The sequence below is a fragment of the Nonlabens agnitus genome (genome assembly GCF_002994045.1).
GTDB lineage: Bacteria > Bacteroidota > Bacteroidia > Flavobacteriales > Flavobacteriaceae > Nonlabens > Nonlabens agnitus.
Genome location: NZ_MQUC01000003.1, coordinates 816,045 through 833,789 on the forward strand (window position 1 = coordinate 816,045; position 17,745 = coordinate 833,789).

Sequence of the window (17,745 nt, forward strand, 5' to 3'; positions counted from 1 at the left end):
TATTTTTGAACATGTCGAAATCATTTCTTTCTTATTTAATTCTAGCTCCTTTTGATAAATTATGAGGTGCACATAGCAACTCTCCATTTTCAATAACTGTCTGGCCGCCTCTTGAATGAGGAATTACATGATCAGCTTGATAGTTAGACCAACTGACTTTTGACTCTTTTTCAGACTTGCCTTCTCTCAAACATTCCTGACAGAAGCCTTTTCCATCTCTATATATAATTAAGCGCTCCAACTCTGAAAATGCACGTTTCTCGTCTTTTTCAAGTAGGACGATTTCATTGTTTTTCAAATACTCAAAAAATATTTGACGTAATATCCTATCTCTGACTTCTAAGTCGTTTTCAGATTGTTGTCTTCTATTGCTGAACGTAAGTAAATCTGTGTCACTCGCTTCATCATATGTTTTCCATCTTTTATGAAAGCTGTAAACGAACTCTCGGATGTGCTTCTGAATATTCTCGTCTAAAACGTAATACATTCTCAGATGCCTAATCAGCATGTAAATTGAAATAATAAAGTACTCTGTAGACAACTCCTTAATCCCGTTTTTTTCATCCAGGATAGGATCATCTTTAAAGATGTTATGAATCGCTTTTAAATTCTTGCGAACTTCTACAGCAACTTTTGAATTCTCAAAGGTATAATCTCCAATTCCCTTTACCGTTTTATGATCATTTATGAACTCCGTAATCTTTTTATCTCCTACATCAGCATAACCATCCGCGTTTTCAATTAGTAGAAAACGAGCCATAAATTGCAAGTGTTTCATTCTATCGTTGTCTACATTCAATAGGGAAAAGAAAGGCATCTTATCAGGGTTGCCGTCCACGGAAGCGTATGTCTCGTAATCAAACGTCAAATCATCTGCATACTTCACGATAAAGTTTCTGCTAAGGCTGGATAATTGTGCGTGTGCGATTTCCATATAGTTCAAGGTTTCGCCTTGCTGCAAGCGCCAAAAGATATCCGTAGCGATGATTTGGTGCTCTACACTTTCTGGTTGATCAATATCCTTAATTATGTCTGCCTGATACTTCAAAGACTTGTCTATAAACTTTCGCACATCAGTTCCCAAATCTTTGTAATATTTACCGGCAACACCATCACCCAAATCGCTCAATGATTTAGGTAATGGGTATGCATTATTAAAGAAATCTTGAACTGTTGTAATACGCTGCTGGCCATCGACAATTTCAAATAGCACATTACTATCATCTAGACGTACTTCCCTAATTACCAGTTTTGGAATGTAATATCTACGAAATAAACTGTCCATCAAGGATTGCTTCTTTTTACGTTTCCAAACTACTTTACGCTGGTACGGAGGTCTAGTCACATAGTCCTCTTTATAATCAAAAAAGTCCTTTATACTTATTTCTTTAGGGACTGTGGTGTATGCTGATTTTGGGTTGAATGCCATTATATATTTTATATTGTTGGGAAATAGAGCAAATTAGTTACTAATTCTAAGCGAAACAGAGTTATCGAACTGTTATACGAGGTTGCTTTTTTCTTTTACGCTGACCAAAAATTTCAGGAGGAATAAAAAATTGTTCAACTTCTTTTTTAAATTTTACTCGATCCCTATTTATATCTTCCGGTAAAATACTATCTAAAGCTTCCATTTGAGGATTACAATCTTGTAATGTTACTTTGGCGCTAACTTTAAGATTAGTCAACAGGTCTAAATCTATTCGCCTATTAAATGCTGGGAAGCTGTAGCCCACAATCACTAGATGATCTGTTTGAGATAGGATTTCACGACTACGTTCAAGCTTTTCGGCATCCATTTCCCAAGCATAGGATATGTCTTTTCCAATGTTGTTTTGATCTCTTTCGCTAAACTGTTTGATTAAAGTAGCATAAAAAGTTTTCTCCGTTTGTAGGTTTTGTTGTCTAAAATTGGGAGATAGCTCTCCATTTTTGTTCAAATGAAATGCAGAATGACCATTTAAATGAATGATTTGCCTATTCTTAAAATCTTTTGAGTCTTTAGGCAACATGCCCGTGTTTAAATTCTCCAAAAAAAAGCCTGTATCGAATGTAATTCCTGACAATTCACAAATAGCGCACTCTAATTGCAAATCATAGTTATAGGTCAAAAAATTAATGTTTTTATCAAGTTGGTGTGCCCATTGACTATTATTTCTGTCTAGAAGAATTGCTAATAATCCAAAATATCTATGATCTATAGACTCGTACTGTTCCTTTTTATCGTTATTTAAATATGGAATAGCTTTTGGATTTGTAATGGTTCTGTAATGCCACCACGAAAAATAGGAATCGACGCAAAATTTTAGAACATCGAGATCATTATCAGCAAATGAAAACCAGAGTTTTCTTGCTACCGTATCAATAGTTCCGTATTCAAAGGCTCTTTTGCAATACTCTTTAATCAGAGTCGATAAATGAGCCCGATCATTATATAATGGATTTTTGTGATCAAAATATGAATCTCGCGAAGGCAAGGATTCCAGATAATCAGCAAAATCATACATAGACTGTGTAAGCTTTTTCTGAATTGGAACTGAATGATAACTTGCACCTGCACCAAACCAATATGTTATCTTAGGGCTACTACTCATAATTACTTGTTCTAACTATTTTCTACAATAGCTATCTCTTCCTCAGTCAACCCATACAGTTCATAGACCATTTGATCAATTTGCTTCTCGGTTTGCTGGATTTGGGTTTGAAGTTCTTGGGCCTCTTTCTTTTTGACCTCAAAGGCCTCCATCCAGTCCATCTCGTCCAGCTTTGTTAATGCCGGAATCTCTGATTGATTTTCTTTGCTCCTGATCTTATTGGTGGCTTTTATGGCTTTGTTGAGTTCTTTTAGGAAGTCGGCAAACGTAATTTCGTGCCAATTTCTCATGGTTCTTGATAGGTTTGTGAGGTTGAGCTTTATTTTAAAATATTGAACAAACTTATCAATTATGGTGTCAAATTGTAATTTTGAATTTTGCGCATTTTGTACATGATGTCTCAGTTCCAAATTTTCAATGTTTTCTGGTATTGGAAGATTATATACATACTGCCGTTTCCATCTCAAGAAACCTCCTCTTATTTCAGAACTAATTTCGCTAAAAATGAAGCTAATGAGTTTGGAATTCAATACTCCTAACAATTCTTGAGAATCTGAACCAATTATGAAGCTCGTCATGTCAAAATATGTGTTTTCGTGATCAATTGTAAATCTACCTTCAGTCGCAATTTCTGGATACACGATTTTTGGCTTTTCAAATTCATTATAATAATCACAAGCTCGAAGCTCCCACCAATAGTTCCCTTGATCACTTCGTTTCTTTGCTCTTTCTTTATATGGCTCAAGATGATTAGTTACTATTGGATAATTCGCTTCTAACCAATTCCAAGCTTGAAATTCGTCGATAAATTCACCTTGTTTATTAGTCCATTTACTAGGTATTGCGATAATATATTTATTGATGGTTGGTTTACCGTACCGAGACAAATCTCTACCTACTCCATAAGGTTTTACAATAGCTGTGTAATCAACGGAACTTGACTGTAGTGATTTATAAAAAGTTTCTTCTACAATGAATGCATCATTGAGGCCAGTCTTCAAGCCGACAAACATTTTGCCTTGAATAAAGTCTTTTAAGCTTCCAAACTTTTCAGTCAATTTAGAAACGATTTTCGCAACACTTTCATCTGCTAATGACCATGCATCACTACTCAAATAATCTTTGTTTACAATTTGAGTGTTTTGGTCAACATATTGATCAAGACTTGCAAATTCCAAATTATCAACTTCAATACCTATAAATTTTTTACGATCCGATTCGCCACCTACTGTGAGAATGCATGGATAAGCAGTAGCATCAGAAAATACAGGTAAATCTTTGAAATCAATTATCTCAACTATATTTTGACTTATTAACCAATTCCTGAGCTCCTTACCATAATTGGATCTCATCCATTTGTTGGCAACTATTATACTGAAAAGTCCATTTGGTTTGATTAAGTCTGATATCCCTTTTTCAATAAAATAAGTATATAAATCAGCTGTACTGTTATAGCACTTGAAATTCTTACTCAAGTATGGCTTGATATCAGTAAAAAGCTCTTGTCTGACATAAGGCGGATTCCCAATCACGACATCAAATCCTTCTCGTGAAAACACTTTCGCGAAAGCGGTCTCCCATTTAAAGGCTTTATCGCCTGCAACCGCTTTGCTATCGATCAAGCTGTTGCCGCATTTGATATTGCTGCTCAAATCATTGAGTTTGCGACGTGGCTGTGCGGTACGCAACCATAGCGACAGTTTTGCGATCTCTACACTTTCTTCATTGAGGTCAACGCCATAGATGTTGTTTTCTAGTATGGTGTTCTCGATATCTGGAAAGGCAAAACCACCGTGGTATTTTGCAGACAGCTCATCCAGGTAGTTGTGCTCGCGTATGAGGAACTCCAGCGCCTGATTGAGAAAGGCCCCAGAGCCACAGGCAGGATCACAGATGGTGAGTTCCAGCAGCCAGTTGCGGTAGGTCTCCAGATCGCTGATTCCCTTTTTAGAGCGCGCCTTTGCGTTGCCGAATCGCTCGTCGGTAATCTTGAGCTCACGTTTCTTTTCTTCACACAGCTCGCCTACTGTGTTGTCCACGATGTATTTGGTGATGTATTTAGGCGTATAGAACACACCGTCCTTCTTGCGTTTACTGGTTTGTTTATCAAACTCGCCGCCCTCAATCTCTGCATTAACGCTCTCGATCTCATTCAGGGAATTTTCGAAAATATGCCCCAGGATATTGACATCTACCTGGCTTTCGAAATCATATCTAGATAGCTTTAAGGCATGCTTGTACAACAGCTCGCTATCAATCTCTAGCGCATCCAGAATGGAGTCTGGCTTGAAAAGCCCACCGTTGTAGGCATAGATCTCATCGTGGCCTTCCTTGCCCGCGCGTCCCTGATCCAGAAAATTGAAGTTGAGTTTGAAACGCTCGTAGAGCGTGACGTCCACATGCATGTCCACCAGCTTTTTCCAGTCGGTGATGATGGTATTGGTAAAGTTGGAAGGCAATAGCGATCGATCCTCTGCAAAAAAGATGAAGAGGAAGCGGTCGATGAGCTTTTGGGACTTCTTAAATAGTGTGAGTTTTACGTTCTTCTCCAAGCGTTGTAGGTCTTCATTGGTATCGACCTCTGCTTCGACAGGCTCAGCATGACTGTTGGCACCAGAAGTTGCTAATTTTGACTTTACCGTTTTGGAATTGCGTTTGACTAGGTCTCTGTAGAGTTCGCGCTTGAAAACGGAGTAATCTTTATAAAATGCTTTGGTGATTTCTTCTTCTTCAACGATGGACGCTTGCTTAATTTTGAGCGGTGCGTTTTGAAGCAACTTGTCTTTATGTAAGCACAGGTACAGTAGGTTAAACCGCTTTCGCGAAAGCGTAAACAAATCAAACTCTTCAAACTCTGTTGCATCATTGATGTAAAAGCGAAGTTTCTCAAAGTTGGACGTAATGATATACACGCAGCCGGTCTGGTAGTTCTTGTAATCAAAAGCTTGCTTGCGTATGCTCTCCAGATCCTTTGTATTCATTCCCTTCAATTCAATCACTGCCAGTGCGTTGCCCTCCTTAAGAATCGCGCCGTCTGCCTTGCGTGCATTGGTCTGGTTTTTAAATTCGGTCGTTAGGTTTGAATTGGGATTAGGAAAGAGCGTGTAGCCTAGAATGTTGACAAAGAGCTCGTGCAAGAAGGTCGCCTGGTACTGTTCTTCATTGGCCGTTCTAATGTTGGTCTGTATGGTGGTATTCCAAAAGTACTTTTGGAATTTCTTATAGGCTTTGTCAACAGTAGTCTCGTCAAGTTGCGCTAGATGTGATTTAAGTACAGAAGTCTGGAATAATGCCATTAAATAGGAAAGAATATGGCACTAAGTTAGTCATAAGGTTTGGGTTGGAATGGCAGTGTTTAGGATTTGGACTACAAAGTTTTCATTGGGTTTTGAACAACTAAAATTTATTAAGAATCTGTATTTAAGATACATAACCGAATGTAGTTTTCTAGATTGCTGTATTTCTAGTTTTCTAGAAAACTACATTAAATGTAAAAGTGTTATATGCTTTATAAATCTGGAAATAGCTTGTTTTCTGGGTTATATGGATTTGCCCTTTTAGCTTCCTGTATAGCTTTATCATCTACAAAATCAATCAATGCTCGATCATTATTGTGATTCTTCAAGATATCATTAGGATCTGTTCTTGGACCGTCGTAGTCGTGTATAATGCATACTTGCTCATAAGTATAGGGTTTACCGTTTTTTGGATTGAAATAGCATTCGCTTAAGTTAATTGATTTCTCAGGAGCGATTTTCTTGTTAATGTGCATAATTTATATTTTATAATAGTTATTGTAACCTTCAATTGTAAAATCTTCCTTACGGTCAATACCGAGCTCGACCGCATATTTATATAATGCAAGGTTGAGTAAATCAGCGTATTGGATGTTATTCTTTTTGCAATAGGCACTTACATCATTTTTAAGAATAGGAGAAACCCCTTTAATTTGCTTATCAACGGGAAAGTAGTGTTTAGGAATTTTGCCTTTAGAGTATCTACCACAAATATCGAGACCCGTATAGACTTTAAAGTCAAAGCCGTAATTTTTTTGATCTTTAATCCATTGCACTATACGCTTAGTACAGGAATTCTTTCTGAATTCATGCATGCCAGAGAAGTCCACATCTTGCCTCCAATTCAATGCAAATTCTTTTGTAATTGCGAGAAGATTTCGTTCTAGAAGTCTAATGTTAGATTTATTGTGATTCGTTATTATTAGCGACTTCTGAGGGTCTACGGTAAAACCACTAGAGGCTTTAATCGTTTTGATTCTTTGCCTGATGTTAGCGGTAATTCCGATTTTTACATATTCTCTTCCATTGATATGTAAAATATATAATAGTGTATTCATATTTGGCGATTTATGAGGTGACTTCATAAATCAAAAGCAAGAAGCGTGGAACTGAACTAGAGACCTCTAGGTATCGCCAAACACCTTTCCTTCCATCATAGAACAGCCCACGCCATGGCATGGGCGCTGAACATTGATGTGGAGGAAATTTAAATTTTGGCGATTTTAAAGGTCCAATCAAGCTAAACGCTTACAATATGTATTTTATTAATCGATCTTATCGACGACTATAAAATTAATCATTGCTTTTGAGATATAAGGTTATACTCTTGTTTATAATATTTTTAATTGTTTCATCTTCCTTTAAGGCTTGCAGCTTCAGTCTTTTCATCAAGCCCTTATCCATATAGCAAGATAATTGTACCTCCTCACCGTATTTGTTCCTTTTTAATTGAGACGACTTAATAGGTACCACTTTTTGTTGAACGGTAGGAGGTTTTTCTTTTTTTATCATGTCCATCCATTCACTCATTTCATTTTTGTCCATTTGTTAAGTTTAATAGATTTAAAGTATTGTAGAGATCTAGTTATGTAGTTAATTATATTTCTTTTATTCTACAATTGTAATAGCTCTGAAAGTATCTCGCGCGTCAGGTCATCAATTTGATTTTTAGCTTTTTGATCCTTGCCTAAACCAGCGCATAGAATTGATCTCGTGTAAGAAACCAGATCGCTTATATGAGTGTTAGCCACCTTGACGTTTAATTTATTTAGCTCAATTAGTACATCTAAAGTCAATGTTGTGTTAGGCTTGACCATACTTAAAACGATTAATGTGTTTTCTAGGCGTCGTCTCTCTTCAATCATAAGTATCGTACTGTTAATAGCCATTAGATCTAAGATTCCAGCCTTAGTAGGAACAACGATTAGATCAGCAACACTTATTAATTGAGGCAATGAACTTGACAAGTAAGGAGGTGTGTCTATAAAGATAAAGTCGTAACCTAGAGAGCTTATTGAATCCAAATCTGCTGGACTTTCTAATATGTCCATCGTTGTTCTCGTTGATTGCAATTGCATCAAACTGCCTTGGGCATCAAAATCAATAATGGCGACTTTGGCATTATCCGCAAGGTTAAGTGCCAGATTGAAAGTCAGGGTAGATTTACCTACGCCTCCCTTCTGATGTGTGATAAGGATAATATTAGTCTTCATAGAGTTCATTGAGTTTGACGTTGTAGAAAGCTTCAATTTCCTCTTTGGTTTCTTTTTTACCTCGTTCATAGGACTTAGTGTTCATGTGATTAGTGAAATATATCTGTGACACGAGAATTATCAACAGTAATACAGTCGATATAAAATGATAAATACCGTACCATTTCAATCTATCTTGAATGATATTGAAATTCTTAACTAACAGCTGCTTTCTATCATCTGCATTCAGATAAGCGGCTAAACTTTTGCTCAAATGATAGTTTTTCTTAAGCAATTGTTTCATCTCAAGTTGATCTTCCTTTCCTGCGATTAAATGTTGAGAATTCTTATTAGCATTTAATAATGCATTAATCTCTTGAAAATTCACTTTGCATTCTTTCCTTATATCAGCTTGTATATTTTTATCGAATATTCTCAAGTTATTTATTATCCCATTTGAATAACTTTTCAAAAGAATATCTACATTATCCATGATATCATCATTGGTTACACTAGGAACCTGTGCTTGGTGTATTTGAATCTCCTCTATTTTTTTATGAAGAAGATCTATTTTATCTACCATGATGTCTTGGCCTGTTTCTAACTTGTTTTGTTTTGCCATAATTATCGTTTTAATCCTCTTTTACGTTTTTTCTTGTGTCCTAAAGTTTCATCAATGCCACCCTCTGATTCGTCATGCATTATTGGTGAACTAGGAATGAATTGAGACGTAATGGATTCAATAACATCCATGGTTCGTACGTCTGGCATTGACTCTTGAGTTGTTGTTAATTTATTTGAGTTTGTTACCACTGGTGAATTTCTTACATCAGCATTTAAATTATTTCTGATATTTTTTAAAGACATAGATTTATTTACTGAACGACCTTTAAAACTATGTCCAGCTAGTTCAAAACTAAATTCATCCACAATTCCTTGCGGGTTCATCAGTTTTGTCACCTTGATATTCACTTTTGCGAAAGCGTTGATATATTCTTCCTCATTTTTCACTTGAATATTGTTGATTATAAACAAGTGTTGTAAGTAAATGGCCTGACGATATTCTTCTACATTTTTTTGTTGTGGTTGCTGGTCTGTTTCCGACTTCCCTGAGGTTTTCTCATTCTCATTATCTTCATAGGTTGCTCTTCTCTCGTTCGATGTACTCTTATAATTGGATGAAAATGGTGATACAGGTTTCCTTTTTTGAGGTACGGACTCATCGCTGGAAGACTGTTGACTTGAGTTTTTGTATGATAATCCATCAATCGGAGCTTTATTGATTGCTACCTTTGGGATGAAGAAATTACTTTTTATTTTCTCATAAGTCATCGACCTGTGAACTTCTCCACCCTCAAAGCAATGTCCAGCTAACTCATATCTAAATTCATCTATAGATCCATTGTGATTTGAGGCTCTAGTTACTTTGATGTTCGCTTTCGCGAAAGCATTTATATAGTCATCCTCATTGCTAACTTCTAAGTTTTCTACTAGAATTAAATATTGCTGATAAATAGTCTGGAGGCATTCTTCAGAATTTTTATTTCGACCTTTTTGAGAAAGTGCTTCTCTACCTGAGGTGGTTTCGCTTACATAACCATTATCGGTAGTTCGTTTTTCATTCAGTGAATTGTCAGAACTAGGTACAATTGGGTTAGAGATATTTTTCTTGAGACTAACGGTTTTTCCATTATCAACTTTTTGATCTGACTGATTTATCTGTGAGATTTTTGTTGTCGCTGTGTTGCCTGCCAATTCATTAATTGAGAAACTTTTTTCAATGTTTGTCAACGACATTGAACTGTGAATATCACTTCCGTTAAAAGAAAATCCAGACCTTTCAAATTGAAAACCTTTGAAGGATCCATCGGAATTCTGAACTCTAGTAACTTTTACATTTGCTTTCGCGAAAGCGCTTACATATTCATGCTCACAGTTAACCCGTAGTTGATTTGTAATGTGCTGATGTTCTATGTAAATGACTTTACTGCATTCTACAAATCTTTCATCTTGCCTATTGTGATTTACTTCCGTTCGAGTTGGGATTCTTCCTTCTGAATAATCTGCGTCTACTCCTTTTTCAATACTCATGTCCCTAGAACTAGTTCTAAGAATAGGCGTGACATCCTTTCTGTTATCAGCCATATCATCACTGAAAAGTTCATGACTTGGAAAATTTGCCTTTGGAGTTTTTAGTACCCTGTTATTATTGACTGATTCTTTGAGTGAAAGATATTTTATAATGTTTGTTGAAGACATTGAGCTATGTATTGAACTTCCTTTGAAACTAAATCCGGATCGCTCAAATCTATACTCATTGGCCGAGCCGTCCGTACTTAGCTCTTTAGTGACTTTTATATTTACTTTATCAAATGCTTTGATATACTCCTCTTCACTGATAACTGCTGACAGGTTTCTAATATGTAAATTTTGCAAGTAGATAGCATGACGACTTTCTTCCTCATTCACTTTTGATTCGTACTGAATCGATTCTGCACTTCCTTTGGCATGACCCTTTACGTAATCATCTAACTGATCCAAAATTTGTTTTTGATTGGCTTGGGAACCATACTTTCCACCGTCAGTTTTTAAGTTTAGTTTTCTCAGTTCAGATAATTTTATCTCTGGGAAAAGAGACTTAATTAAATTTGTTAGGCTCATAGATCTGTGAACTAAGCTAGCTTTCAAGGATAATCCACCCTTTTCATATCTAAAACCATTCAAATTTCCATTTTTACTTGTGATAGCAACAACATTTATATCTGCTTTTGCGAAAGCGCTAACGTAATGGCTAAATGACTTAGGTTTTACGTGCTCTATTACGTACATATTGTGTGAATGAATCGATTTCCTGTCATGTTTGTATTCATTTCTTAATTTTTCTTCATTGTCTTTTTTAATTTGCTTAGGACGTTCAATGCCATATTTTATATTTAATTGATCAGCTATATCCCCAGCTTTGGATCCTATAAATGAATCATTGAATGCCTTTCCTTGAAAATTGATTCTATTTATATATAAGTGCACGTGGTCGTGATTTTTATCAAAATGTCTAAAAGCTATATGCTGATGATTTTCTAATCTCAACCCCTCTAATAAATCATCTATATATTGTTGCCAATTCTTATTTGTAAACTTTTTTTCAGCTGTAGCTGATCTAGAAAGAACTATGCTAATAGTATTTTTAGGACATGTTGAATTACTAGCTTGAACCACCTTAAACATTTCCGTAGCTTCTTTAGGGTTATCGGCTATCATGTATTTTTGAGAAATAACTGTAGCTTTCTTCTCCTTTTCATTCCATCCGTACTCCATACTTTCAGAAGTATGAGAGATACTTTGTGCTAGCACCATCATTTGAAATTATTTATTATGATCTCCCTGAAATCCTTAATTAGTTCGTCAACTTCTGACGATAATCTCGGATCTTTTTTTCTGAAAAGATTGCTGATATTTTGCCATCGATTCGATTCTATAAACAGTTTTTTCATTAAGGCTAAATCTTCATCGGTCAGCTTAGGATTTAGATGTTGTCCATCTAGTTTTTTTCGGATGAATTCGGCCAAGTTCATTCTATTTATTTTGGCCATTCGCGTATATCTTGAGTGTTCCATAGAAGTCACTCTGAACTGAATTCTCTTTTTTCTTTTCATAAGTCTTTTTTATAAATGCCGAACAGCTGTGAGCATTTCGAGTACGTTTAGAGGTTCACCATGTGAGCCGCTAAACACTACTCGAATACCCACTTAAATTATCATTCACTAACCAATACGTTTATGTAATAAAAAATCATTTAAATCATTAAAATCAGAATAGTGTTTTCGTAGATCTCGAAATGCGCAAGTTGATTTTGACTGGAGTAGGAGTGTTGCTCTATATCCAGCTTCATCATTGTCAAAAAAGGTTTTAACCTTTTCATAACCGTTCAATTTATTGACGCATTTTGAAGCCAAAAAGGTGCTGTTGAGAACGATGAAATCTTCATGTGGGATCTGTTTTTTGAGTGTCAAATAAGACAGGAAATCTGACCAAGATTCGAACATTGAAAGTGTGCTTGAATCTTGAGTTATTGTTGTGGTAGATTTGGATCCTAAACACCCTTTGAAATATCTGTTTCTAAGTTCGTAACCACCCACATCGTTCTTAAAACCTAATCCAAAATATGTTTTTTCGGATGTGAATTGATAGTGTACTTGTGTGCAAAATTGTTGAGCAAAATCTAAGTTTATTGCTCTTTCCTCCAGATAAGCAATTAGTGCAGGGCTTGATATTGATCTCACTTCTTTAATAGTATATTTAGCTGCTTTCTTTGTTGGTTGTTTAGGTTTATGCTGGTTAAAAGAAAATGATCCTTTAGAGAGCTCATTTAAAGTCTTCCTCAAATCCCATTTTTTATATATCATCACAAAATCTATTAGATTACCACCGATTCCTTCTCCAAAGTCATAAAACAGATTCTTTGTTTTATCAACTTTAAAGGATGGTGTGGATTCACTTCTAAAAGGTGAAAGGAACCACGAATCTCTTTCATTCTCCTTCGCTATTCTCATTCCTTCTCTCTTTAAGAATTCCACGATAGATATCTTGTTTGCGTTTCTACAATTCATACTTTTTCTTTTGACTAGCAACTCTACTGCTGCATATGGTTTTACCATTATAAATGCTGTAGTTTATTTTGCAATTTTATTATTTAACAGTAGTGTTTTAGAGGCTTTGAATGCATTGCTATCATTGGGCTGCGAGATGATAGTATGAGGGTGCGTCCTTAATTAACTATGAGGGTATATCCTTGGGCATATATGAGGGTGCATCCTTAATGTATGAGGTTTCGTCCTTCAAGTATGAGATCAAGTCCTTTTGGCTTTTATTAAGTGTGAGGATTTATCCTTTATATGTGAGTGCTCATCCTTGAGGTATGAGGCTGTGTCTTTAAAGTATGAGTGCCTGTACTTATAGTGTGAGGTTCTATCCTTTAATTGTGAGTTCAAATCCTTAAAAAAATTGTTACTTTAAGTACTTATTAACAATCAATTCAGTTCTTTAAATAGAACCTTATACAAATACCCTGAAATATTTTCAATTTCTTTTTGATTATTGCGTTCATAATACTTGGGAATTTTGTTCTCGCCATGCACTCTTCTGTCAACATTCTGGATCCAACGATTCAACATTTCTTCGGATCCAATCCGTTTGATTAAAAAAACTATTTGTCCCCTATCTAGATTGAGTTTTTCAAAGAGTTTTATACATTCCAATTCTTTTGCGCTTAGATTATCGCTTAATGGATCAAACCTGAACTCGAGATGTGTAATTTTCCTACCTGTTTTACTTTTCTTAAATAACGTTAGATTTCTAATAGGATTACCCTTGTCTTCATTAATTGATCTTATTGCAGGTTTTAGAAAATCCCTTTCAAACTGACCGTATTGAACGTGATTGTCTTTGAATTTAAATTGATCTTGAGGAATAAAGATGAATTTTAATTGATCCTTTTGACTGAGCGCTTCTCCAGTATCTTTATCTACAACTTCGATATATCCTAAATACATTTTAAGTTCCAAAACACGGATTTTACAAAAGCCAGTATTTTTAAATTGAGAAATAATTTCAAAAAACTTTTTTCGTCTTAACCCACGTATTTTTGATAAATCGTTGTCAATTTGAGTATGTCCTATATATCTTATAGATTTTCCTTTAGGAGTTATCTCTTCAATGTAATTTTTGAGACTCTTCTGAAAAAAGAAAATCTTACCAAATCGACCTAGTTGAATTATCAAAGTTTCTGGATTTTCAACATCGATTTGCACATTATCAAATAGATTGAAAGAAATAAACGAGTTATTAATTTTATTAAAAAAAGCACCGCCGACACCTATTATCTCAGCCACGAATTGAGTGAATTCAATAAAAGAGTAAGTGTTGTTTTTTTTAGTGTTTTTAAACATTATATAGTCAGAGTATGGTATTCTGATAAGATCTTGAGGCTCTCCAAAAAAATCAATTTTGCCTTGAACTACATAAACAATATCTTTTTGTATTTCATTATCAAACTTGCATATGCTACGATTAAAAAAATTTGCGTGTATGATATTGTATTTTGCTGGTTTCATATTAACTGGCGATATGTGTTAGTTAATTATCTGGTGAAGGGATATAAATCATATGTAGTTATCACATCAAAGGCATGGATTTTAAAACTACACGTTGAAATATTCTATAAATTGAAGCGTACTCTCAAAATTCAGTGTAACAGAATTTCTCAAGTTTTTTTTCTAAGGATATAACTGCTAGCCTTATCTTGAATCTGTTGTGAAGACATCACACCATTAGTCAGCATCCATTCTTCGATTTCCTTTTTACTGAAATACAGGACCTTGCCCATAGGCTTGTAAAAGGGTATCTGCCTTTTTGAAGTTAAAGTGTAGATGTACTTTTTTGAAAGTCCTGTGAAAATTGAGACTTCATCTGCTGTGAGGACAGACTTAGTATTACATAATGCATCCTCAATTCTATTTAATTGATCTTTTAGTTCTAAATCGTTCATTGATCTTTATTTTAAGATTAATGAACAAGGCCTTGTTCTTTTTGATCTGATATCTGAAGCAAATATGTATCAAACTAAACGAATTAAAAATTGCATCCATTTATTATGCAAAAAAATAGCATTTAACTATATTTAAGACAGGTACTTAGGTATTTCGCCTTAAATATTATCGATGCAATAGGCGCTGAAGCTCAGGACTTAATCTGACCTTATTAATGGACTTTTTTAAAGTTTTATTATTGAAATTACTAAACTGAATGCCAAGATTTCTTCTTCTAAAACCTTTATGTATGTCGTACTTGAACATTAGTTCAAGAGTGTGAAACAGTGGAGCTTTATCTTCGCTTATGATATGCTTATTATTTACGAGAGTAAAAATTACATTCATAAGAATGTGATTGTAGTTTGTCAAATTGAGTCTGTTTCGAGAATAACCGTAACTAAGAAATTTAGTTTCTGTGGAATCGTCCGAATTAGCAAAAAATATTTCAACTAATTCAATTATCCTGCTGCGAACTTTATTTTTATCAGCTGTTGATTCGGGTTTTTGCGATATGGCCATAATTAGAACCTCTGAAATATCTTGTTTGGAAAGATTAGGACCTAGCATTAACTGTTGATATTGGAAAATGTGAGTAGGATTCGCCTTACCAGGCACATAATCCTTTACCCAATCTATAAGATTTTGATTTTGAGAATCTAGCCATGACTCCATCAAAGTATCTTCTTCTACTTTGATTCTATCATTAATATGTAAGCTGCCGTCCTCTTCATACAATGCACCTGTTTCAAATAACTCCCGAGCTTGTCTTGTTGTTTCCTTAATGGTTTGATCTACTATATCCCAAATAGTTTCATCTTCATAGTACCCAACATTTTTCATGCGATCAAATGATGAATAATATTCTTGAAACTGGACAAATAAGTTCTGAGCATGAATAGCATCTCTTTTAAGTAATCTTATAAGATTCGTCTTTTTATCTTCAAGGGTTTCTAGCGAAGAAATATCATTGAAGTATTTGCTGTATCTCAAGAGCCAATCTTGGATATGCAAGGAATATAAATAAGAACGTTCTTTATTCAAGAAACCAAAATCAACCTTGTCATTTTGATAAAACTCTCTAAGACTTAATAAAATATGATTTTTTTCAGCAAAATATTCGCTAAAGGAATGTTTGACCTGCCTCTGATTTGAGCAGAATGACTTGGTTGCCTCTAAAAGTTCTATTACTTCAAAATGATATTCTTTATCCCTTTTATTTATTTTAAAAGTTCCATTAAAATTAAAGTCTTTAATGTCTCTGATTTGAGATTCCAATTCATCTTTAATTTCAACGTACAGCTTGTTTAATAGAAAGGTGTGTTGTGAATAATTGATTAAATCGTTAAATGTATCTAATGGATCAAAAAAGGTTTGATGAAAAATGTTGAAACTAATTTTTTCTTTTTCAACAGATAGTGTGGGCTGTTCAACATCTTCCCAAAAATATATAAATCTATATTCTAATAGTATTTCAAAATGTGAATATGAACCAGGAAAGCATTGTATTAATTGTTTGAAAACAGAATAAAATTGAAATTGACTCAATTCATCAAGGTTGTTATCTAACTGCATAGCTAATATTTCTGGATCCCAATTTCTAGATTTTATACAATCAATTAGCTGTGTAGTTTTATAGTCAATTTGGAATCTCTGGTCAATCATTATTAGATATTTCAATTTGTGGTATTAGTTCGGCAGCTTCCTTCATTTTTTTATCAATGATTTTAGCATAAATCTCTGTAGTTCGAAGCTCACGATGCCCTAACCTTTTAGATACCGTATAGATGTCAGCGCCCATAGTAAGTAGGAGCAGAGCATTTGTATGTCTAGCGCTATGAAATGTGATGTGTTTCGGGATACCAGCTCTTATGCACCATTTTAGTAATTCAGCGTTATAGGTTGCGCCGTATTTAAGCCCTTTGAAAACCTTATCATTTTCCCCTCGTCGACTTCCCATGAGTTCGCGAGATTGTTGACTTATAGGTAAATACTCCATCCCTTTAGTTTTCTTTTGCCTAAAATTAACCCGACACCCTTCACTCTCATCTCTTACTTCACTCCATTTAAGCTTATCAATATCGGACCACCTCAATCCTGACAGGCAAGAAACTAAAAAAGCATTCTTCAATTGCTGGTATTTACAGTAAGTACGAGCTAATTTTTCTAGCTCATCCATGGTCAAATATTCACGATTAGATTCTGCCATTTCAAAGGACTTAGCAGCCTTTCTTAAGTCTTTGTCTAAGAAATTTTCTTCGAATGCTCTCCTTAAACAAGCCTTGAACTTATTGTAATAGGTATGTTTGGTGTTCTGAGATAGACGAGTGTGAGATTTTGTTTCAGCGGTTTGATCTAGGTATCTTCTAAATCCTCTGACAAAATCCTCGTTTATATCTTCAAATGTGTAATGGCTAGGACAGTATCGCTCTAAATGTAATCCGGCTGCATCCCAATTATCATAGTTTCCTTTACTCTCAAATCTCTCTTCTTTGAGCTTAGTATAGTATTCAAGAAAGTTTGTGTTTTTCTTTCTGGTGTTTGCGATTTTATACTTCCCCTGGAGATGTTCTGACTTTCGTATTGATAGTATATTGTGAGCTAACTCTAGATTTTCTTTATTTTGATTTTGAAGCTTCCTTTCTTGGGAACTGTTATCCAAATAGAGATTTAGATACTCAAAGGATCTTCTGTGTTTTCTCTTTCCAGTCTCATCAACGGTAGATCCATTATAATACTCAATATAAAGGCTCTCTCTGGAACCTTTGAGTTTTTTACTTTTAAGTGTAATCTTCATTTTCGATGTACTTTGTACACCTTATGGAAAATTCTGTAAGGAAAGATGTACTAATGAGGTACTAAATGTAGAACCATCATTGAACATACACAACTTAAGTTGTGAACAATTATCTGTAAATCAGTTGTTTGTTCGTTTTAATAATCTTTTGATTCTTGTTGTTTCTCCCAATTACTTCCCGATACAGAATATAACTTTCTATTATTCACAGTCCTTAAATAGGGTAGGGCAACAAATGGGAAACAATTAATAGTGTATCAAAAGAATATTTGGAACATATAT

15 protein-coding genes are annotated in these 17,745 nt (G+C 34.8%); all 15 read right to left on the reverse strand.

All coding sequences use genetic code 11. The features are described 5' to 3' along the window. Positions 1–31: 31 nt before the first annotated feature. Complete coding sequence (locus BST86_RS03825) at positions 32–1,429, reverse strand: HNH endonuclease family protein (RefSeq protein ID WP_105982108.1); 1,398 nt, start codon at positions 1,427–1,429, stop codon at positions 32–34. A 61-nt stretch (positions 1,430–1,490) separates the two neighbouring features. Beyond that, a complete protein-coding gene (locus tag BST86_RS03830; RefSeq protein ID WP_105982109.1) occupies positions 1,491–2,594 on the reverse strand; it encodes a hypothetical protein in 1,104 nt (367 codons plus the stop codon). Positions 2,595–2,605: 11 nt separating this feature from the next. Further along, positions 2,606–5,890 carry an Eco57I restriction-modification methylase domain-containing protein gene (locus BST86_RS03835; RefSeq protein WP_105982110.1) on the reverse strand — a complete coding sequence of 1,095 codons (3,285 nt, stop codon included), beginning with the start codon at positions 5,888–5,890 and terminating at the stop codon, positions 2,606–2,608. Positions 5,891–6,102: 212 nt separating this feature from the next. Next, a complete protein-coding gene (locus BST86_RS03840) occupies positions 6,103–6,366 on the reverse strand; it encodes a hypothetical protein (protein WP_105982111.1) in 264 nt (87 codons plus the stop codon). Positions 6,367–6,369: 3 nt separating this feature from the next. Then, positions 6,370–6,948, reverse strand: coding sequence for a GIY-YIG nuclease family protein (locus BST86_RS03845; RefSeq protein ID WP_172443309.1), 579 nt, complete (start codon positions 6,946–6,948; stop codon positions 6,370–6,372). A 235-nt stretch (positions 6,949–7,183) separates the two neighbouring features. Further along, complete coding sequence (locus tag BST86_RS03850) at positions 7,184–7,435, reverse strand: hypothetical protein (protein ID WP_105982113.1); 252 nt, start codon at positions 7,433–7,435, stop codon at positions 7,184–7,186. 68 nt (positions 7,436–7,503) lie between these two features. Next, the gene (locus BST86_RS03855; RefSeq protein WP_105982114.1) at positions 7,504–8,103 is read right to left on the reverse strand and encodes a ParA family protein; all 600 of its coding nucleotides are present in this window, start codon (positions 8,101–8,103) and stop codon (positions 7,504–7,506) included. After that, positions 8,093–8,704 (reverse strand): hypothetical protein, encoded by a 612-nt coding sequence (locus BST86_RS03860; RefSeq protein ID WP_105982115.1) that lies wholly within the window; start codon positions 8,702–8,704, stop codon positions 8,093–8,095. The genes BST86_RS03855 and BST86_RS03860 overlap by 11 nt, the downstream gene beginning before the upstream one ends. Before the next feature lie 2 nt (positions 8,705–8,706). Further along, positions 8,707–11,439, reverse strand: coding sequence for a relaxase/mobilization nuclease domain-containing protein (locus BST86_RS03865; protein ID WP_105982116.1), 2,733 nt, complete (start codon positions 11,437–11,439; stop codon positions 8,707–8,709). Beyond that, entirely contained in the window at positions 11,436–11,735 is a 300-nt protein-coding gene (locus BST86_RS14865; protein WP_105982117.1) for a plasmid mobilization protein, read from the reverse strand. The genes BST86_RS03865 and BST86_RS14865 overlap by 4 nt, the downstream gene beginning before the upstream one ends. A 108-nt stretch (positions 11,736–11,843) precedes the next feature. After that, a complete protein-coding gene (locus BST86_RS03875; protein ID WP_105982118.1) occupies positions 11,844–12,737 on the reverse strand; it encodes a CHC2 zinc finger domain-containing protein in 894 nt (297 codons plus the stop codon). Positions 12,738–13,109: 372 nt separating this feature from the next. Further along, the gene (locus BST86_RS03880; protein WP_105982119.1) at positions 13,110–14,192 is read right to left on the reverse strand and encodes a replication initiation protein; all 1,083 of its coding nucleotides are present in this window, start codon (positions 14,190–14,192) and stop codon (positions 13,110–13,112) included. Positions 14,193–14,341: 149 nt separating this feature from the next. After that, the gene (locus BST86_RS03885) at positions 14,342–14,626 is read right to left on the reverse strand and encodes a helix-turn-helix domain-containing protein (RefSeq protein ID WP_105982120.1); all 285 of its coding nucleotides are present in this window, start codon (positions 14,624–14,626) and stop codon (positions 14,342–14,344) included. A 166-nt stretch (positions 14,627–14,792) separates the two neighbouring features. Next, on the reverse strand, positions 14,793–16,331 hold the full coding sequence (locus tag BST86_RS03890) for a hypothetical protein (protein WP_105982121.1): 1,539 nt from the start codon (positions 16,329–16,331) through the stop codon (positions 14,793–14,795). Beyond that, entirely contained in the window at positions 16,324–17,463 is a 1,140-nt protein-coding gene (locus BST86_RS03895; RefSeq protein WP_105982122.1) for a site-specific integrase, read from the reverse strand. The genes BST86_RS03890 and BST86_RS03895 overlap by 8 nt, the downstream gene beginning before the upstream one ends. Positions 17,464–17,745: the final 282 nt, after the last annotated feature.

Excerpts from the sequence above, each read along its gene's own strand:
- BST86_RS03825 (WP_105982108.1), bottom strand. The coding sequence starts at position 1,429 with ATGGCATTCAACCCAAAATCAGCATACACCACAGTCCCTAAAGAAATA.
- BST86_RS03830 (WP_105982109.1), bottom strand. The coding sequence starts at position 2,594 with ATGAGTAGTAGCCCTAAGATAACATATTGGTTTGGTGCAGGTGCAAGT.
- BST86_RS03835 (WP_105982110.1), bottom strand. The coding sequence starts at position 5,890 with ATGGCATTATTCCAGACTTCTGTACTTAAATCACATCTAGCGCAACTT.
- BST86_RS03840 (WP_105982111.1), bottom strand. The coding sequence starts at position 6,366 with ATGCACATTAACAAGAAAATCGCTCCTGAGAAATCAATTAACTTAAGC.
- BST86_RS03845 (WP_172443309.1), bottom strand. The coding sequence starts at position 6,948 with ATGAATACACTATTATATATTTTACATATCAATGGAAGAGAATATGTA.
- BST86_RS03850 (WP_105982113.1), bottom strand. The coding sequence starts at position 7,435 with ATGGACAAAAATGAAATGAGTGAATGGATGGACATGATAAAAAAAGAA.
- BST86_RS03855 (WP_105982114.1), bottom strand. The coding sequence starts at position 8,103 with ATGAAGACTAATATTATCCTTATCACACATCAGAAGGGAGGCGTAGGT.
- BST86_RS03860 (WP_105982115.1), bottom strand. The coding sequence starts at position 8,704 with ATGGCAAAACAAAACAAGTTAGAAACAGGCCAAGACATCATGGTAGAT.
- BST86_RS03865 (WP_105982116.1), bottom strand. The coding sequence starts at position 11,439 with ATGATGGTGCTAGCACAAAGTATCTCTCATACTTCTGAAAGTATGGAG.
- BST86_RS14865 (WP_105982117.1), bottom strand. The coding sequence starts at position 11,735 with ATGAAAAGAAAAAAGAGAATTCAGTTCAGAGTGACTTCTATGGAACAC.
- BST86_RS03875 (WP_105982118.1), bottom strand. The coding sequence starts at position 12,737 with ATGGTAAAACCATATGCAGCAGTAGAGTTGCTAGTCAAAAGAAAAAGT.
- BST86_RS03880 (WP_105982119.1), bottom strand. The coding sequence starts at position 14,192 with ATGAAACCAGCAAAATACAATATCATACACGCAAATTTTTTTAATCGT.
- BST86_RS03885 (WP_105982120.1), bottom strand. The coding sequence starts at position 14,626 with ATGAACGATTTAGAACTAAAAGATCAATTAAATAGAATTGAGGATGCA.
- BST86_RS03890 (WP_105982121.1), bottom strand. The coding sequence starts at position 16,331 with ATGATTGACCAGAGATTCCAAATTGACTATAAAACTACACAGCTAATT.
- BST86_RS03895 (WP_105982122.1), bottom strand. The coding sequence starts at position 17,463 with ATGAAGATTACACTTAAAAGTAAAAAACTCAAAGGTTCCAGAGAGAGC.